A 17,656-nucleotide genomic window follows, 5' to 3' on the forward strand; every position below is an offset into this window, starting at 1 on the left:
GACACAGTTCTATGTCACGGGAGTCTGAGGAGTACGGCGCACAGCAGATCCAGGCCCTGGAGGGGCTGGAGGCCGTGCGCAAACGCCCGGCGATGTACATCGGGTCCACGGACGACAGGGGGCTGCACCACCTGGTCTACGAGGTCGTGGACAACTCTATCGACGAGGCGCTGGCGGGATACTGCGACAGCATCTCGGTCACGATCCACGACGACGGGTCGGTCTCCGTCGCCGACGACGGCCGGGGGATCCCGGTCGACACCCACGAGAAGTACGACAAGCCCGCCGTCGAGGTGGTGATGACCATCCTCCACGCCGGCGGCAAGTTCGACAACAAGTCCTACCAGGTCTCGGGCGGGCTCCACGGCGTCGGCGTCTCCGTCGTCAACGCCCTCTCCGAGCGGCTCGAAGTCGAGGTCAGGCGCGACGGCGCCGTCTACCGCGAGTCCTTCGAGCGGGGCGTCCCCCAGGACGGACTCGAACGCGTCCGCGACATGGAGGCCGACGAGGGGACGGGCACGAACATCCGGTTTTGGCCCGACACCGAGATCTTCGAAGCCACCGAGTACGACTACTCGACGCTGGAGTCGCGGCTGCGCGAGCTGGCCTTCCTCAACTCCGGGGTCGAGATCACCCTGGCCGACGAGCGCGACGAGACGGAGGACACCTTCCGCTACGAGGGCGGCATCAAGGAGTTCGTCGAGTACCTCAACGAGACGAAGGAGCCGCTCCACGAGGAGGTCGTCTACTTCGAGGACGAGGACCAGGACATCCACGTCGAGGTGGCGATGCAGGGCACCAACGAACTCCAGGGGTCGATCCACGCGTTCGCCAACAACATCAACACCCGCGAGGGCGGCACCCACCTCACCGGCTTCAAGACCGCGCTGACCCGCGTCGTCAACGACTACGCCGAAGACAACAGTCTGCTGGGCGAGATCGACGGCACGCTCAAGGGCGAGGACATCCGCGAGGGGCTCACCGCCGTCATCTCCGTCAAACACCCCGACCCCCAGTTCGAGGGCCAGACCAAGACGAAACTCGGCAACAGCGAGGTCAGGGGGATCGTCGAGTCGGCCGTCCACGAACAGCTGGGCACCTACTTCGAGGAGCACCCCGACACCGCCGAGGTCATCGTCCAGAAGGCCGTCGAGGCCGCGAAAGCCCGCAAGGCAGCGAAGAAGGCCAAGGAGCTGACCCGCCGGAAGTCCGCGCTCGATTCGACGGCGCTACCCGGCAAGCTGTCGGACTGTCAGACCCGCGACCCCGACGAGGCCGAGCTGTTCATCACGGAGGGCGACTCCGCGGGCGGGTCGGCCAAGCAGGGCCGCAACCCCGAGTTCCAGGCGATCCTCCCCATCCGCGGCAAGATCCTCAACGTCGAGAAACACCGGCTGGACCGCATCCTCGAGAACAACGAGATCCGCGCGATGATCACCGCCATCGGCACCGGCATCGGCGACGAGTTCGACATCGACGACGCCCGCTACGAGAAGATCATCCTGATGACCGACGCGGACGTCGACGGCGCGCACATCCGGACGCTACTGCTCACCTTCTTCTACCGCCACATGCGGCCGCTGCTGGAGGCGGGCTACGTCTACGCGGCCCAGCCGCCACTCTACCGGGTGCGCTACCGCGGGGAGACCTACGACGCGATGAGCGACGAGGAACGCGACCGGATCGTCGAGGAGAAGTGCGACGGCAACCCCACCCAGGTCCAGCGGTTCAAGGGCCTCGGCGAGATGAACCCCCAGCAGCTCTGGGACACGACGATGGACCCCGAACAGCGCATCTTGAAGCAGATCACCATCGAGGACGCCGCCGCCGCCGACAAGATGTTCTCCGTCCTCATGGGCGACGCCGTCGAACCTCGCAAGCAGTTCATCAAAGACCACGCGCCCGAAGCGGAGTGGGTGGACATCTGATGTCGACCCGCCCGGGCGACCCGAGCCGTTCGCCTCGAAGTGACGCGGCGGTCCCGAGGACCGTCGCAACGAGCGACACCACCGTCGAAAACACCCAGGTGACACAGCGACAATGAGTTCAGACGTACCCGACACCGACGCGACGCCGGCCGCGGAAGTCGACCGCGTCCGCGTCGAGAACGAGATGGAGCAGAGCTACATCGACTACGCGATGAGCGTCATCGCGGGCCGCGCGCTGCCGGACGTGCGCGACGGGCTCAAGCCCGTCCACCGGCGCATCCTCTACGCGATGCACGAGATGGGCGTGACGAGCAACACCTCCCACCGCAAGTGCTCGTCGATCGTCGGCGAGACGATGGGTGACTACCACCCCCACGGCGACAACCCGATCTACGACACGCTCGTCCGGATGGCCCAGGACTTCTCGATGCGCTATCCCCTCGTGGACGGCCAGGGGAACTTCGGCTCGATGGACGGCGACCCCGCCGCGGCCATGCGCTACACGGAGGCCCGGATGGCCCCCATCGCCGAGGAGATGCTCGCGGACATCGAGAAGGACACCGTCGACTTCCAGTCCAACTACGACGACCGGCTCACCGAGCCGGAGGTCCTGCCCGCGAAGGTACCGAACCTGCTGATCAACGGCTCGTCGGGCATCGCGGTCGGCATGTCGACGAACATCCCGCCGCACAACTTCGGCGAGGTCGTCGACGCCGTCGTCCACCTCATCGACAACCCCGCTTGCGAGGTGGACGACCTCGTCGACACCCGCGACGGCCGCGGCAACGGCACCGCCGGCCCGATCAAGGGGCCCGACTTCCCGACCGGCGGCACCATCGTCGGCCGCGAGGCCGTCCACTCCGCCTACACGACCGGCCGCGGGCGAGTCACCGTCCGCGCGAAGTACGAACTCGACCGGGAGGACGGGAAGATCGTCCTGACGGAGATCCCCTTCCAGGAGAACAAGGCCCGGATGGTCGAGCGCATCGCCGAGGACGTCAACGAGGGGAAGATCGAGGGCGTCTCCGACCTGCGCGACGAGTCCGACCGCAACGGCGTCCGCGTCGTCATCGAACTGAAACGGGGCGCCAACATCGACGTGGTCGAGAACCAGCTGAAGAAACACCACTTCGAGTCGACCTTCGGCGTCATCAACCTCGCGCTCGTCGACGGCCAGCCCCAGGTGCTCACGCTCAAGGAGACCCTGGAGGAGTATCTCGACCACCGCAAAGAGGTCGTCCGCCGGCGCTCGGAGTACGAACTCGCCGAAGCCGAGGACCGCGCGCACATCCTCGAAGGCCGGCTGAAGGCCTTAGAGCAGGTCGACGCGGTCGTCGACCTCATCCGCAACTCCGAGGACCGCGACCAGGCCAAGGCCGCCCTGCAGGGCGAGGTCGACCTGAACGAGCTGGACGCGGAGTTCGAGCACCTCGACGAACAGACCGCCTTCGACTTCTCGGGCGACCAGGCCGACCACGTCGTCCGGATGCAACTGGGCTCGCTCACCTCGATGGAGTCGGCGGAGATCGAGGAGGAGTACGAGGACCTGCAGGCGGAGATCGACCGCCTGGAGACGATCCTCGAAGACGAGTCCGAGCTCCTGGCGGTCATCAAGGAGGAACTGGAGGCGATGAAGGCCGAGTACGACGACGAGCGCCGGACGGACTTCGTCCAGAGCGACGAGATAACCAACGAGGACCTGATCCCCGAGGAGGACGTCGTCGTCGTCATCACGGAGGACGACTACATCAAGCGGATGCCCGTCGACCGCTTCGACCCCCAGGGCCGGGGCGGCAAGGGCATCATCGGCGCCGACCCCAAGGAAGGGGATCGCGTCTCGAAGGTCTTCCGGGCCAACACCCACGACTACCTCCTCTCCTTCACGAACCAGGGGCAGGTCTACAAGCTCAAGACCTACGAGATCCCGGAGATGAGCCGGACCGCCCGCGGCAAGTCGGCCGTGAACCTCATCGACCTGGACGACGGCGAGGAGATCACCGCCGTCGTCAACACGGACGAGTTCGAGCCCGAGGAGTCCATCGCGATGGTCACCAGAAACGGCTACGTCAAGCGGACCAACGCCGAGGAGTTCGAGAACATCCTCTCGACGGGGATCATCGCCGCCGACCTCGAGGAGGGCGACGAACTCGTCGACGTGGAGGTGACCGACCGGACGAAGGACCTGGTCATCGCCACCGAGCAGGGGATGACCATCCGCTTCGACGAGAGCGAGGCCCGCGAGATGGGCCGCAACGCCCGCGGCGTCGGGGGGATCGACCTCCAGGGCGACGACAAGGTCGCGGGGATGGTCGCCACCGACGAGGAGGACGACCGGTGTCTGCTGACCGTGACGCGCAACGGCTACGGCAAGCGGACCCGCCTCTCGGAGTACCGCCGCCAGTCCCGCTACGGCAAGGGGCTCATCGACATCAAGACCGACGAGCGCAACGGCCCGGTCAGCACGGTCAAGGCCGTCGGCGCCGACGACCACCTGATGATCATGAGCGAGCGCGGGCAGATCATGCGGATCCGCGCCGGCGACGTGAGCGAGGTCGGCCGGAACACGAAGGGGGTCGTCGTGATGAAACTGGAGGACGGCGACAGCGTCGCCAGCGTCGACGTGGTGCCCGCGTCCGTCGACGAGGTCGACGCCGAGTAGCGCCGCCCTCGCGTCGCGCTCTCACCCTCGGCGCTCTCCCTCCGGCGCTCTCACCGTCGAGCGCCGAGCTCCCGCCGAATTCCTTCTCTCGGAGATCTCACCGTCGAGCGCGCCGCTCGCCCGTGAAAGGGCACAAGAACTTTGCCGGAGTCGGGAGGAGTGCCGGACAGCACGGGGGAAGCCACGACCGCTATGCTCGACAGACGCGAAGGTTCGACGCTCGGAGTACTGTTCGTCCTCGCGGTCGCGGTCGCCGGTCTCGCGGGGGTACCGGCGTTCGCGGCGGGGACGGGGCCACAGCCGGCGCAGGCGGCGAACGCCGACGGGGGACTGTGTTTGGCGGGCGTCGCGGCGGCCGGACCGGCCGACGCGGGGGCGAGCGAGAGTGCGGCCGTATCCGGGAGCGCGAGCGGCCACTCGCTCGCCAGCTATCCGGACGCGCCGCAGATGGACGTGGCCCGGGGGGACGTTGCGGCCATCGAGACCGGGATCCCCAACGGTCGGACCGGGACCGTCCGGATCGAGTCGGTCGACGGCGAGTTCAACGTCTCGCTGACGTTCGCGAACAACGACGGGCGCAAGCCGGCGGAGCTGTACGTCAACACCTACCTCGCGGGCAACGAGACGGCGGTCGCCGGCCTCGCGTACACCGCCGGCGACAGCGACCGCGTGGCCGTCGCCGACAGGGAGTCGGTCACCGGCGCGCCGATGCCGGTCGGCGCCTACGACGTGACCGTCGAGACGCGGTCGGGGACGACCACGCAACGGCTGACCGTCGACGAGCCCGAAGTCGGCGACCTGACGCTCCTGCGGGCGCCCGGCGACCGGTTCGGCGAGTTCGACACCGACGCTGACATCGTCGCGGCCCGCGAAGCGGGGCTGATCACGGAGCCGCCGATGACCGACCGCGGCCCGGCGGCCGCGCTGGGCGACACGATGGTCTACCGGCTGAACGCCAGCGGGTTCTACGGGGTCATGGCCGCCCAGGGCGGCGCGACCAGCGAGGACAACTTCCTCGCGACGAGCCGAACGGGCGTCTTCGACCTGTCTATCACCTCCTCGGGCGACTGCGAGTCGGCCGTCGACGTTCGCGGGAGCGTGGCGGACGGGAGCGCGCGCGTGATCCCCGACGCGACCAACGAGACGCTGTACGTGACCGCCGACTTGCGCCGCGTGGCCGTCCGCGAGGGGCTCGACCGCGGGTTCCTCGGGCCGGGACGAGCGACGTACGCCTTCGCGGGAGCGAGCCACGTCGTCGAGTCGAACGCGACGACGGCCGTCGAGTACGCGGTCGCCGACAGGGAGTACAGCTACGACGCCGACGACGGGATCCTCGTCCGGGCGGCCGAACCCGGCCAGCGGGTCGCCGGCGAGACGAACCTGGCGCCGGGGACGAACCTGACGGTCACCGTCACGGGCCTCGACAGCGACTACGAGACGCGGGCGCGGACGACAGTCGACGACGACGGGAGCTTCGGCGTCGACCTCGACCTGAGCGACGCGCCCAACGGGAGCCGGTTCACCGCCTCGATCGCCCAGATCGACGACTCGCAGACGCTGCTGACGACGGGGTCGGCCGAGGCGACCGCCGTCCTCTTCGAGGAGTACGAGTCGGCGAGTTCGAGCGAGGCCGACCGGGTCGAGGACGCCCGCGTCGCGCTCGAAGACGGCGGCTTCCTCGCGGTCTACCTCGTGCCGCCGGACGAGCAGGTGACCCGCGAGGACCTGATCGGCCGCTCGGAGTACCTCCAGCCCGGCGTCCACGACCCGACGGTGTCGCTCGACCGGCCGCTGACCGAGAGCGGGAACGTCGTCCTCGCGGCCCACCGCGACGACGACGGCGACGGTCGCTTCGACTACCCGGCCGACGACAGCCCCTACCGGATCGGCGGCGACCCCGTCTACGGCGTGGGCCGAGTCCTCCTCGCGGACGGCGGGTCGAACCCGCCGCGGAGGCCGCAGTACCTCGGCGTGCGGCTCCCGCCGGCCGAGGAGATCACGGGAACGCCGGTCCCGACGGCGACGCCGACCGACGAGCCGACGGCCACCGAGGGACCGACGCCGACCGCGACCCCGTCGCCGACGCCGACCGCGACGGGGTCGGGCGGGCCGGTCGCGACGACGGACCTCCCGCCGCCGACGCTGCGCGACACGGCCACCCCGACCGAGACGCCCGCCGGGGCGACCGCCTCGAACGGGACCGCCGCGCCGACCGCCGCGAACGGCACCGTCGGGCCGAACGGCACGGCCGCGAACGGGACCGCGACGGTCACCGACGGTGCGACGGACGGGTTCGGTCCCGGGTTCGGAGTGACCGCGGTCGTCGTGGCCGTCGTCCTGTTCGGCGCGGTCGCGCTGTCGCGTCGGGAGTAGCGGCCCGGGATCGAGGTCGACGCGCCCGCTCGGGCGTCGACCCGCGTCAGATGATCCGCTTGCCGAGCGCGCTCGCCGCGAGTTCGACGGCGAGTTCCGCGGTCCTGTTGTGGTCGTCGAGGATGGGGTTGACCTCGACGATCTCCAGCGAGGCGAGGTCGGCCCCCGCAGTTCGGGAGACGAGTTCCATCGCGGTGTGGCCCTCCCGGTAGGAGGCACCGCCGCGGACGGGCGTGCCGACGCCGGGGGCCTCGGTCGGGTCGAGGAAGTCCATGTCGAGGCTGACGTGGACGCCGTCGGCCCCGTCGGTCGCGGTCTCGACGGCCTCGCGCGTCACGGCCGGGAGCCCCCGCTGGTCGACGTCGGTCATGGAGAACGTCGTCACGTCGCTCTCGCGGAGGGCGTCGCGTTCCTCGTCGTCCAGGTCGCGGAGTCCGACCATCGCGACGTTCTCGGGGTCGACCGTGGGGGCCGCCGCCCAGTCGCTGTCGGCGAACGCGCCGCGGCCGAGGACGGCGGCCAGCGACATCCCGTGGACGTTCCCGCTGGGCGTGGTCGTCGGGGTGTTGAAGTCGCCGTGGGCGTCGAACCAGACGATCCCCAGGTCGCGGTCGCGGGCGACGCCGCCCACCGTCCCGATGGCGATGGAGTGGTCGCCGCCGAGGACGAGCGGGACCGCCCCGTCGGCGACGGCCGCGGCCACCTCGTCGGCGAGGTCGCGACACACCCGCTCGGTCGCGGCGAGGTACTTCGCTCGGCCCTCCGGCGGGCGGCCGGCGTCCGCTTCGGTCCGCTCGGGGCTCGGGACGGCGACGTTGCCGCCGTCGTCGCAGTCGATCCCCAGCGACGCCAGTTCGTCGGCCAGGCCCGCGTAGCGGATGGCCGACGGTCCCATGTCGACGCCGCGCCTGTCCGCGCCCAGGTCCATCGGGACGCCGAACACGCGCACTGGTCGGTCCATACCCGCGGTTCGTCCCCGGTCGACAAAACCGTCGGGGGCGGCGACCGATCGCCCGACCACTCGGTGGCCGGGCGCCACGCGCGATGACCGGGCCGTCCCGAACCGACCGCCGGCCGGCCACCGGATCGGTCGTGTGAGGGACTGACTGCCGCGACTTCGGAGCGGGTGGCGGCGGAAATTGCCGCCGGGGCGGCCGGCCACCGCCGGCTTTAATAAAATCTATGACCAAAACCTGTGTATGTCATCAATCGAGTTGACGCCCAGTCAGAAAAACATCCTGCAGGAGCTCGTGAATCTCTACCGGGAGTCCGAGAGCGCGGTGAAGGGGGAGGACATCGCCGAGAAGGTCGACCGCAACCCCGGGACGATCCGCAACCAGATGCAGAGTCTCAAGGCCCTCCAGCTGGTCGAAGGCGTCCCGGGTCCGAAAGGCGGGTACAAACCGACCGCGACCGCCTACGACGCCCTCCAGATCCAGGACATGGACCAGGCCGCCGACGTGCCCCTGGCCCACGAGGGGTCCGACATCGAGGACGCCAACGTCGAGGAGATCGACCTCACCAGCGTCCACCACCCCGAGGAGTGCCGCGCCGAGATCAAGCTCCAGGGGTCGATCGCCGACTTCCACGAGGGCGACACCATCACCGTCGGCCCGACGCCGCTCTCGAAGCTCCAGATCATCGGCACGCTCGAGGGCAAGGACGACACTAACAACAAGCTCATCCTCACCATCGACGACATGCGCGCGCCGGCCGGCGAGCCCGAGCACTGATCCGCCCGGACTCCCGCCCACCTACCCGCGGCGCGGATCCGCCCGGACTCCCGCCCGTCGTTCCCCTCGGCTGACTCGATAGCGGGCGTCGATCCTGTATTTTCGTGAAGGACAACCGTCGAAGCGGCGGATCCGCGGGACGGATTCGTAGGGTTTGTATCACCCGCCTCCCGAGTCGTCGGCATGAGCGACAACGTCGTCGTGCTCGGGTCCGGCTACGCGGGCGCGGGTGCCGTCAAGAGCCTCGAATCCCACCTCGACGGGCGGGCCAACGTGACCTGGATCTCCGACGTGGACTACCACCTCGTGCTCCACGAGTCCCACCGCTGTATCCGCGACCCCAGCGTCCGGGAGAAGGTCACCATCCCGGTCGAGGAGGTCAAGTCCCCGTCGACGACGTTCCGCCAGGCCACCGTGGAGGGCGTCGACACCGACCAGCGCGTCGTCGAACTCGCGGACGGCGACGAGGTGGCCTACGACTACCTCCTCGTCGGCATCGGCTCGCGCACCGCCTTCTTCGGCATCGAGGGCCTCCGCGAGCACGCCCACACGCTCAAGAGCCTCGACGACGCCCTCTCGATCCACGACGCGGTCTCCGAGGCCGCCGCGGCCGCAACCCGGGACGACCCCGCGACGGTCGTCGTCGGCGGCGCCGGCCTCTCGGGCATCCAGACGGCCGGCGAGATCGCCGAGTACCGCGACGACTACGGCGCCAACGTCGATATCGAACTCGTCGAGGGGCTCGACCGGGTGCTCCCCAACAGCGACCCCGAACTGCAGGGGGCGCTCCGCAAGCGCCTCGAAGCCGCCGACGTGAACATCCACACCGGCGAGTTCATCGGCGAGGTCGACGCCGAGACCGTCTACATCGGCGACGACCAGGAGATGGACTACGACGTGCTGGTCTGGACCGGCGGCATCACCGGCCGCGAGGCCGTCGCCGACGCGAACGTCGACAAGGACGACCGCTCCAACCGCATCTTCGCCGACATGACCTTCGAGACCGACGACGACCGCGTGTTCGCCATCGGCGACGCCGCCCTGGTCGACCAGCCCGGCGACGACCCCGCGCCGCCGACCGCCCAGGCCGCCTGGCAGGCCGCCGAGGTCGCCGGCGAGAACCTCGCCCGGCGCGTCAAGGGCCAGCCGCTCCGCGAGTGGACCTACGACGACAAGGGCACCGTCGTCTCCGTCGGCGACGAGGCCGTCGCCCACGACGTGAAGTTCCTCCCCGTCTCCACCTTCGGCGGCAAGGCCGCCGAGCTCCTCAAGAAGGGCATCGCCGCCCGCTGGATCGCCGACGTGTCCTCGGTCGGCAACGCCATCGATGCCTGGCCCGACATGTAACCACTTTCTCGCGAGAGGTGTCATCGGTCGCGACGCTCACGGCTTCGCCGTTCGCGTCAGGTCTCCCTTCGATTGACCTCGCACGCTTCCTGCGGGTAGCCCTCCGCGAAAAACTCGGGGAAAGAGGCCGGAATCGAGGAAGCGAGATCCCGCTATCCGAAGGAGTGAGCACCGCGAACGACGTGGGCTCGGCAGAGCTCTGTCCTGCCAGTGGATCCCGCTCACTGCGTTCGCGAGGATGCTCAGTATAGTAGGTGCAAATATCGGGGTAGTGGCTTAAACGAGTACTCATCACATCATTGTTTTTCAACTTTAATACCACCGCAATTTCTACATGTGCTGATTTCAGACAGTGGATCACTGTAATACTTCTCGCCACAAGACTGACAGACATGACTTGGATCTTTTCGCCTGGATCCACTATTCTGTCCAGTAGTACCCTCGCTATCTCCGAATTGATTTTGCTGATTGTCCGTATCGTGTCCCTCACGTTTCCTTCGAACGACGAGTGTCCCTGCAGCGTGATCTCCAATTCGCTGCCGATCTTCGCTCACCAGCATTACAACTAATCCGACAGCATAACTGAACAACCCATCAATTAGTCGCCAAAGATTTCTGGATAGAGCTTGACGAAAGGTAACCGGACTCCCATCGCTGCTCACAACAATAACACCTACCAAACGCTTTCCGGCTGTTTGTCCATACAACCCTTCCAAGATAGTAAAGTACCCAAACACGGTTGCGAAAAATACAGGGTAGATAATGAACGTCGATTCGGTTGCGACTGCTGCAACGAATCCGGGCACAGTTGCGAGGATGAGCGATAATATGTGATCAATGATGAATGCGATAACTCGGCCCCCAATTACGTCATGTTGTGTTCCGAGATATCCAGAAACCGATTTTTGCACTATATAACACCTTCAGTGGGTTGTTATCTATCTTTGGGTACTGTCCAGTTCGCCAGCCATATTGAGTACAGGGGACTGTTCAGTGTGTGTCACATCCGTCGGGCCATCTCCCACTCTCCGCGACACTCTTTACGGGTTACCGAACTTGTTCAACCAGACACCAGAATGCTATTCAGACTCACGCTCGAACACCAACGTAGATCCTGATGGGAAGTGATCGCAGTATCGGTATCCTGTGCAAAAGGAATAAGCCAGTGTTTAGCGACGTAGCCGAGCGTCTTCAGAACGCAGGCATTCAGGTTCGATTCTTTCATCCTCAATCTACGTTCTCACCAGATCACATCGCCGATCTCTCGTTGATCGTTAACAAGAAGACACTCCCGAGTGCGTTCCCCACTCTCAGGCATGCTCGACGGACGGGGACACCACTGTGGAACAACATTCAGGCGACGATTTTGTTCAGTTCACGGCTGGTCGGGCTTCGCGCACTCTCGGAGATGGGATTTCGTACACCTGAAGTCACCTTCGAGAAACCCGATGGTGAGTACGTCGCAAAAGGTTGCTATATCTGGAACGACGAACCCGAACTCAACGGCGAGGGAGATTTTTATCAAGAACTGATCCCGACGGAGCCAGTCGATTACAAGTATTACGCCGTCAACGACGGGTCACAAATACACGTCGCGGGGAGGCGCGTCACCTCGAAGCTCTATATGGAGAAGCAGTTCCTCGGCCAGATAGAGATTCAGCCAGCGCTTGCGGCGTCGCTCCGAGCACTTGTTGAACGGTTCGACCTCAGGGGTGTGGGGGTGGACTTGGTCAAGGATGACGAAGGCCAGTATTGGGCTGTCGATGTCAACCTCGCGGCTGGATACCGGGACACGGGACTAGAGCCGGCTCTCACCGAATCGATTATCGAGAGTCTGCCAAGCGAGTGAGAAGGGGTAACTCCGACATCAGGAGGGACCCCACCTCGTTGAATGACTGGCTGGAGTTGTTTCTTTTTGAGGATTTCACCAAAGCAGTCTGCCCTACCGCTCAGTATTGCCTGGTCCGGGCCGAGGCGATCGACGTGGTTGTGCTATAGACGCGCCCTGTATCTCGCACGGGTGTCGAAATACCTCGCTGAACTGGAAGAACTCACAGTGGTCAATACGCACAAAGACCGAACAGCGCCGCTTCGTCCCCGACAGTTGATTTGACGGGCGCTCAAACGGCCAGGTATGAGTGACGACAGCGACCGCGCCCGGATGGTGGGGATCAACCACGTCGCCCTGTCGGTCGGCGACGCTGCGGCGGCCCGCGAGTTCTACGGGTCGATATTCGACTTCCCGGTCCGCGGCGAGACCGATTCGGCCGTGTTCCTCGACATGGGCGACCAGTTCCTCGCGCTCTCGGAGGACGACGACGCCGGGGAGACGACCGACGGGCACCGCCACTTCGGGCTCGTCGTCGACGACGCCGAACTCGTCGAGCGGCGTCTCGCCGAGGAGGGGGTCGAACGGCTCGATCAGGGCGGGCTGGACTTCCGCGACCCGTGGGGCAACCGGATCCAGGTCGTCCAGTACGACACGGTGCAGTTCACCAAGGCCGAGGGCGTCCTCGACGGGATGGACCTCGACTTGGACAAGACCGACGCAGCGCTCGACGAACTCGCTGCGAAGGGGATGGCGTCCGAGTGAGGACGCGACCGGGCCGAACCGGGTCGGGACCGACCGGCCGGACCAGTCCCGGACCGCCCCCGCCGCCGACCGATCAAAGGCCCCTTTGAGCCACGACAAGGCCCTTTCCCGTCTGGGACCGCCCTCCGGGTATGGAACGGATCCGATTGATCGCCGCGTTGCTCGCCCTGGTGGCCGTCGGCGGCTGTCTCGCCGCGCCCGGCCCCGGCGACGGCGGGACGGCGACCGACTCCGCCGACCCGACCGACGCGCCCGCGGGGTCGCCGACCGCCACGCCGACCGATTCGTCGCCGACCGGGACGACAGATCCGGCCGCGTCGACTGACACGCCGACGCCGGCGCCGCCGAGCGCGTCGCCGACGCCGAGCGAACCGACGGACGCGAACACGGTCGACTACTCCGCACTGCCGCCCGCGTCGCAGGCCGCCTTTGACGACGCGCTCGACGGCGAGATCTCCTTCGTCCCCGACTCGCCGTACGTCGAGGGCAACCACACCGTCGAGGCGGCGGGGCCGTTCCGCGGCCACGCGTTCGTCCGCAAGGGCGACCACCTCTACCGGATCGACACGGCCATGGACGGGCGACTGTACGCCTCCTACAGCATCTACGCCGACCGGGCCTCGCCCGACGAGAACGCCACCGTGACCGCCTACGGAAACCTCTCGACCGAGGTCCGCGACGAGGTCCGGTGGGCCGTCGAGAACGGCTCGCACGACGTGCCGATGGGCAAGTGGGACTCGCTTCCCGAGGAACTCCAGGAAACCTCACACGTCCGATACGACGGAGAGGCCTACCGACTGAGTTACGCGGTGGGGGACTACTGGGCGGAGACGCTGACAGTCGAGCGGGTCGATTCGACGGCGTAGCTCCGTCCTGACTGTCGTGTTAGGTAGTCTATGTGTACGAAAGACATTTACAATCGGTAGCCAATGACACACCCATGGACGACTACTTCGACCGGACGTCGTTGCGAGTGGTCGTGGTCGGCGTCGTGGCGATGGCGGCGGTCGCCGTCGGCGCGGCGACCGTGGCGTCGGCCCTGGACGCCGGGACGCCGGTAGCCGACGCTCCGGACGAGGAACCGCCCGAGGTGACCGGTGACCCGCCGTTGGAGACGCCGTCGGATCCGAACGAGGGGCCGCCGGACGACCCGGGATACCCCGAGGAACCGGAGGGTGAGCCGCTCGAACTGACCCGGTGCGTCCAGCCGCTGACGACGTGGTGGGGCGGGCTCGCCTACTTCGGCGCGCTCGCGGCGGCCGTCGGGATGATCAAGCGCCGCTACTCGTTCGGCGCCTCGTTCCTTGGCCTGTACGCGCTCGCGCCGCCCGCGCTGCTCTCCTATTTCCTCTCGACGGACTGTCCGAGCTACGACAGCCCGGGCATCGGACCGGGGAACGTCACCGGCGATACCTTCCCCGGCAACGGCGGCGACCCGCTGGTCACGAACCTCCCGGCGGAGGCGGTGCTGGGCGTCTTCGGCGTCGTCCTCGTCGGGACCGCGGCGGCGCTGTACCGCGCGTCGGGCGGCGACACCATCTCGAACATCGAGGAGCGCGACGCAAAGGCGGACGACGCCGACCCGTTCACGCCGCGGGATCTCGCGGCCGCGGCCGGCCGCGCCGCCGACCGGCTCGAGGACCACAACGCCGACGTGGACAACGAGGTCTACCGCGCGTGGTGGGAGATGACGAGCATGCTCGACGTGCCCGACCCCGACACCGCGACGCCCGGGGAGTTCGCCGACGCCGCCGTCGCCGCCGGCATGGCCGAGGACGACGTGGCCGAGCTCACCCGGCTGTTCGAGGAGGTCCGCTACGGCCAGCGCGACCCGGCCAGCCGCGAGAAGGTCGCCCTCTCGGTGTTCCGCTCCATCGAGCACGCCTACGGGGAGCGAACCGACGATTCCGACGGCGAGGACCGCTAGCCAGGTCGACTTCGGAGTAGCCGGGGATACCACTGCGCCGGAACCGTTTCAGTCGTCGGTCCCACTGGGAGCCCGCCGGTCGACGGTCGGGCCGTCTCCAGATACGATAACCGGGGACGAACCTATACAATCCCCCACCCGCAAGGGTCGGTCGAATGATCACGGCCCGCGACCTGCGAAAGGAGTACGGCGGCTTCGTCGCGGTGGAGGGGAGCACGTTCACGGTCGAGGAGGGGGAGGTCTTCGGCATCATCGGCCCCAACGGCGCGGGGAAGACGACGACGCTGAAGATGCTCGCGGGCCTCGTCGAACCGACCGACGGCGAGGTCTCGGTCGCCGGCTACGACGCCGGCGAGACCGAGATGCGGAAACGCCTCGGCTTTCTCCCCGAGGAGTCGCCGCTGTACGAGGAGATGACGCCCGTCTCATATCTGCACTTCTTCGCGGACCTCTACGACGTCCCGGAGGGAGTCGCCGACCGGCGCATCCACGACACGCTCGAACGGCTGGAACTCGACCACCGCGACCGCCCGCTGGGCGATATGTCCAAGGGGATGAAACGGAAGGTCGCAATCGCCCGGTCGCTCATCAACGACCCCGACGTGCTGGTCTACGACGAACCCGGTAGCGGCCTCGACCCGCTGACGACCAACTACATCATCGACTTCACGCGCGAGCTGGGCGAACAGGGCAAGACCATCGTCTTCAGCGCCCACAATCTCTACCACGTCGAGAGCATCTGCGACCGCGTCGCCATCATGAACGAGGGCCGCGTCGTCGCCAAGGGCGACCTGGACGAACTCCAGGCCGAGTACGGCCGGACGGAGTACCACGTCTACACGACCGTCGAGGTGCCCGACAGCGCCCGCGAGAACGGCCACTACCGGCGCGTCGTCGAGAGCATGGACGCGGTCGACGAGACGCGGGAGGCGGCCCGCGAGGCCGGCGGCGAGGTCGTCGACATCCGGACCGAGGAGTCGAGTCTCGAAGAGGTGTTTCTCAACGTGGCCGAGTCCGACCCCGAGGCCGAGCGGACCTCGGGGCCGCGGCCGTGAGCGGCCAACCGCCGGTCGACGGCGACGACGGCTCCCGGAGCAAGCCGGGTGCGGGCGGCACCGACGGCGGGTCCCGCGGCCGTCGATTCGCCCGCTGGCTCCGCACGCGCGTCGAGAACGTCGCCCGGATCGCCCGCTGGGAGGTGACGAAAAACGCCGGCGGCGTCGACCGGCGGACGGCCGCCATCGCGCTGCTGGCGGTGCTCGGGCTGGGCGCGATGGCCCCGGTGGCCGTCAGCCAGGGCGTCGCGCTCGACCAGGGGATCTACCGGGTCGGCGTCGTCCAGGAGGACCCCCTCTACGACCCCGCCTACCTCGACCCGACCTTCCGGGTACAGGACCCGAGTTCGGCCGCCGTGGAGGCGGGCTATCAGGAGATCAGGATCGTCGGCCCCCAGGTCCGCGAGTACGCCGACTCGACGAAGGGCCGGGCCGCGGTCTCCGAGTTGCGGTCGACCGTCAAGCGGTACAACGACGGGATCATGGACCTGGAGGACAACCAGTCGGCGGCGTTCCCGGTCGTGGTGAACCTGACCTACGTCGACCGCGAGTCAACCCGGGTCACGGCCTCGCAGACGCGGACGATCCCGATCGAGAGCGACGACGGCGACGAGGCCGGGGGCGGCGACGGAACGGCCAGTGACGGCGGGGACGGTAGCGACGAGGCCGGTGACGGGTCCGCGGGCGACGGGACCGACGGAGCCGCGAGCGACGGGTCGGACGACGGCGGGAGCGGCGGCGACGGCTCCTCGGACGTGAGCCGACCCAGCGACGGCTCCAACGTCGCCGGGTCGAGCATCGGCGCGCGGCTGACCGGCGGGAGTTCTACCGGTGCGCCCTCCGACATCACGCCCCCGTTCCCCTTCCGGTCGCTCGTGCTCGCGTTCGTGTTCGTCCTGCCGCTGAACTTCGTCATCCAGGCCTACGGGTCGACGATCCTCAGCGAGCGGATCAACCGCCGGGGCGAACTCCTGCTGGTCGCGCCCGTCTCCCGCGGTGACATCATCGTCGGGAAGACACTGCCGTACTTCGCAGCGGCCGTCGGCGTCGCGGCGGCGATCACCGTCGCGCTGCAGGCGGGCCTCGGGCTGGCCGGCTCGGTCGTCTCCGTGCTCGCCATCGTCCCGCTGGCGCTCCTCTTTCTCGCCGCGACCTTCCTCGGCGCGATGTTCGCCCGGTCGTTCAAGGAGCTGACCTTCGTCACCGTGACGATCACCGTCACGCTCACCTCCTACGCGTTCGTGCCGGCGATCTTCACGGACGTGACGCCCATCGCGCTCATCTCGCCGCTGACGCTCGTCGTCCGGGACCTGCAGGGCCAGGCCATCGGCCTCGGCCAGTTCGTCTTCTCGACGCTGCCGCCGACGCTGACGGCGCTGGTCTGTTTCGGCCTCGGCGCCGGCCTCTACCGCGAGGAGGACATGTTCACCCAGCGGCCGATCCCCTACAAGGTGCTCGACGCGCTGGCCGGGCCGATCGAGCGCCGCCGGAGCGTCGCGCTCGTGACCGCGGTCCTGCTGCCGTTCGTCCTCGTGGCGGAACTCGTCGTCGTCGCGTTCGCCTACCCGCTCTGGCAGGCGGACCTCCCGGTCGGGATCATCGTCATCGCGCTGCTCGCCGGCATCGCCGTCGTCGAGGAACTCGCCAAGAGCCTGCACGTCTACGCCGGCTACGCCCACGCGCTGTTCGACGACCGGCTGCGGACGGCGCTGGTCGTCGGCGCCTTCAGCGGCCTCGGGTTCTTCCTCGCGGAGAAGCTGACGCTGATCGTCCGGCTGGCGGACCTGCAGACGCTCCCCGTCGGCCAGGCCGCGATGGGCGAACAGGCGCTCGTGGCGACGGGGGTCCCGATTCCGATACTCGTCGCGGCGCTGTTGCTGGCGCCGCTGGCGCTGCACGTCGTCACGGCGTCGATCTCCGCGCTCGGCGCGCGACGAGGGCCGCGCTCGTACGCGATAGCGCTCGCGGTCGCAGTCGTCGTTCACGTCGCCTACAACCTCACGGTGGTGAGTACCCTTGTCCGGTGAGGACGCGCCCGCCC

Annotated in this window: 13 protein-coding genes; 11 read left to right on the forward strand and 2 right to left on the reverse strand. The window is 67.8% G+C overall.

Annotation, left to right across the window (positions count from 1 at the left end; all coding sequences use genetic code 11):
- Positions 1–11: 11 nt before the first annotated feature.
- From gyrB to ACMGFI_RS20480, 3 genes are all read left to right on the forward strand, one after another.
- Positions 12–1,928, forward strand: coding sequence for a DNA topoisomerase (ATP-hydrolyzing) subunit B (gene gyrB, locus ACMGFI_RS20470; RefSeq protein WP_436912155.1), 1,917 nt, complete (start codon positions 12–14; stop codon positions 1,926–1,928).
- Between the two features lie 112 nt (positions 1,929–2,040).
- Positions 2,041–4,587, forward strand: coding sequence for a DNA gyrase subunit A (gene gyrA / locus ACMGFI_RS20475; protein WP_436912157.1), 2,547 nt, complete (start codon positions 2,041–2,043; stop codon positions 4,585–4,587).
- A 192-nt stretch (positions 4,588–4,779) separates the two neighbouring features.
- On the forward strand, positions 4,780–6,960 hold the full coding sequence (locus ACMGFI_RS20480; RefSeq protein ID WP_436912159.1) for a DUF7282 domain-containing protein: 2,181 nt from the start codon (positions 4,780–4,782) through the stop codon (positions 6,958–6,960).
- Between the two features lie 46 nt (positions 6,961–7,006).
- Here the strand turns inward: ACMGFI_RS20480 and rocF are convergent, their stop codons facing one another.
- On the reverse strand, positions 7,007–7,921 hold the full coding sequence (gene rocF / locus ACMGFI_RS20485; protein ID WP_436912160.1) for an arginase: 915 nt from the start codon (positions 7,919–7,921) through the stop codon (positions 7,007–7,009).
- 238 nt (positions 7,922–8,159) lie between these two features.
- On the opposite strand from rocF, the gene ACMGFI_RS20490 reads away from it, so the two are divergent.
- Together ACMGFI_RS20490 and ACMGFI_RS20495 are read left to right on the forward strand one after the other, a co-directional pair.
- Positions 8,160–8,693: an HTH domain-containing protein gene (locus ACMGFI_RS20490; protein ID WP_436912161.1), complete on the forward strand. Its 534-nt coding sequence runs from the start codon at positions 8,160–8,162 to the stop codon at positions 8,691–8,693.
- A gap of 183 nt (positions 8,694–8,876) precedes the next feature.
- Positions 8,877–10,040, forward strand: coding sequence for an NAD(P)/FAD-dependent oxidoreductase (locus ACMGFI_RS20495; RefSeq protein ID WP_436912163.1), 1,164 nt, complete (start codon positions 8,877–8,879; stop codon positions 10,038–10,040).
- A 296-nt stretch (positions 10,041–10,336) separates the two neighbouring features.
- On the opposite strand, the gene ACMGFI_RS20500 is transcribed toward ACMGFI_RS20495, so the two are convergent.
- Complete coding sequence (locus tag ACMGFI_RS20500) at positions 10,337–10,951, reverse strand: RDD family protein (protein WP_436912165.1); 615 nt, start codon at positions 10,949–10,951, stop codon at positions 10,337–10,339.
- Between the two features lie 206 nt (positions 10,952–11,157).
- On the opposite strand from ACMGFI_RS20500, the gene ACMGFI_RS20505 reads away from it, so the two are divergent.
- The 6 genes from ACMGFI_RS20505 to ACMGFI_RS20530 all read left to right on the forward strand — a co-directional run bounded on the left by ACMGFI_RS20505 (position 11,158) and on the right by ACMGFI_RS20530 (position 17,642).
- Positions 11,158–11,889, forward strand: coding sequence for an ATP-grasp domain-containing protein (locus tag ACMGFI_RS20505; protein ID WP_436912166.1), 732 nt, complete (start codon positions 11,158–11,160; stop codon positions 11,887–11,889).
- 285 nt (positions 11,890–12,174) lie between these two features.
- Positions 12,175–12,633, forward strand: coding sequence for a VOC family protein (locus ACMGFI_RS20510; RefSeq protein ID WP_436912168.1), 459 nt, complete (start codon positions 12,175–12,177; stop codon positions 12,631–12,633).
- A gap of 131 nt (positions 12,634–12,764) precedes the next feature.
- Positions 12,765–13,499: a DUF7979 domain-containing protein gene (locus tag ACMGFI_RS20515; protein WP_436912170.1), complete on the forward strand. Its 735-nt coding sequence runs from the start codon at positions 12,765–12,767 to the stop codon at positions 13,497–13,499.
- A 74-nt stretch (positions 13,500–13,573) separates the two neighbouring features.
- Positions 13,574–14,560 carry a DUF4129 domain-containing protein gene (locus tag ACMGFI_RS20520; RefSeq protein ID WP_436912171.1) on the forward strand — a complete coding sequence of 329 codons (987 nt, stop codon included), beginning with the start codon at positions 13,574–13,576 and terminating at the stop codon, positions 14,558–14,560.
- A 155-nt stretch (positions 14,561–14,715) separates the two neighbouring features.
- A complete protein-coding gene (locus tag ACMGFI_RS20525) occupies positions 14,716–15,615 on the forward strand; it encodes an ABC transporter ATP-binding protein (RefSeq protein ID WP_436912173.1) in 900 nt (299 codons plus the stop codon).
- Complete coding sequence (locus ACMGFI_RS20530) at positions 15,612–17,642, forward strand: ABC transporter permease subunit (protein ID WP_436912174.1); 2,031 nt, start codon at positions 15,612–15,614, stop codon at positions 17,640–17,642. Before ACMGFI_RS20525 ends, ACMGFI_RS20530 begins: the two co-directional genes overlap by 4 nt.
- Positions 17,643–17,656: the final 14 nt, after the last annotated feature.

Origin of the sequence: Halosimplex marinum (assembly GCF_051414075.1) — an archaeon.
Classification (GTDB): Archaea; Halobacteriota; Halobacteria; order Halobacteriales; family Haloarculaceae; genus Halosimplex; species Halosimplex marinum.

Excerpts from the sequence above, each read along its gene's own strand:
- gyrB (WP_436912155.1), top strand. The coding sequence starts at position 12 with ATGTCACGGGAGTCTGAGGAGTACGGCGCACAGCAGATCCAGGCCCTG.
- gyrA (WP_436912157.1), top strand. The coding sequence starts at position 2,041 with ATGAGTTCAGACGTACCCGACACCGACGCGACGCCGGCCGCGGAAGTC.
- ACMGFI_RS20480 (WP_436912159.1), top strand. The coding sequence starts at position 4,780 with ATGCTCGACAGACGCGAAGGTTCGACGCTCGGAGTACTGTTCGTCCTC.
- rocF (WP_436912160.1), bottom strand. The coding sequence starts at position 7,921 with ATGGACCGACCAGTGCGCGTGTTCGGCGTCCCGATGGACCTGGGCGCG.
- ACMGFI_RS20490 (WP_436912161.1), top strand. The coding sequence starts at position 8,160 with ATGTCATCAATCGAGTTGACGCCCAGTCAGAAAAACATCCTGCAGGAG.
- ACMGFI_RS20495 (WP_436912163.1), top strand. The coding sequence starts at position 8,877 with ATGAGCGACAACGTCGTCGTGCTCGGGTCCGGCTACGCGGGCGCGGGT.
- ACMGFI_RS20505 (WP_436912166.1), top strand. The coding sequence starts at position 11,158 with ATGGGAAGTGATCGCAGTATCGGTATCCTGTGCAAAAGGAATAAGCCA.
- ACMGFI_RS20510 (WP_436912168.1), top strand. The coding sequence starts at position 12,175 with ATGAGTGACGACAGCGACCGCGCCCGGATGGTGGGGATCAACCACGTC.
- ACMGFI_RS20515 (WP_436912170.1), top strand. The coding sequence starts at position 12,765 with ATGGAACGGATCCGATTGATCGCCGCGTTGCTCGCCCTGGTGGCCGTC.
- ACMGFI_RS20520 (WP_436912171.1), top strand. The coding sequence starts at position 13,574 with ATGGACGACTACTTCGACCGGACGTCGTTGCGAGTGGTCGTGGTCGGC.
- ACMGFI_RS20525 (WP_436912173.1), top strand. The coding sequence starts at position 14,716 with ATGATCACGGCCCGCGACCTGCGAAAGGAGTACGGCGGCTTCGTCGCG.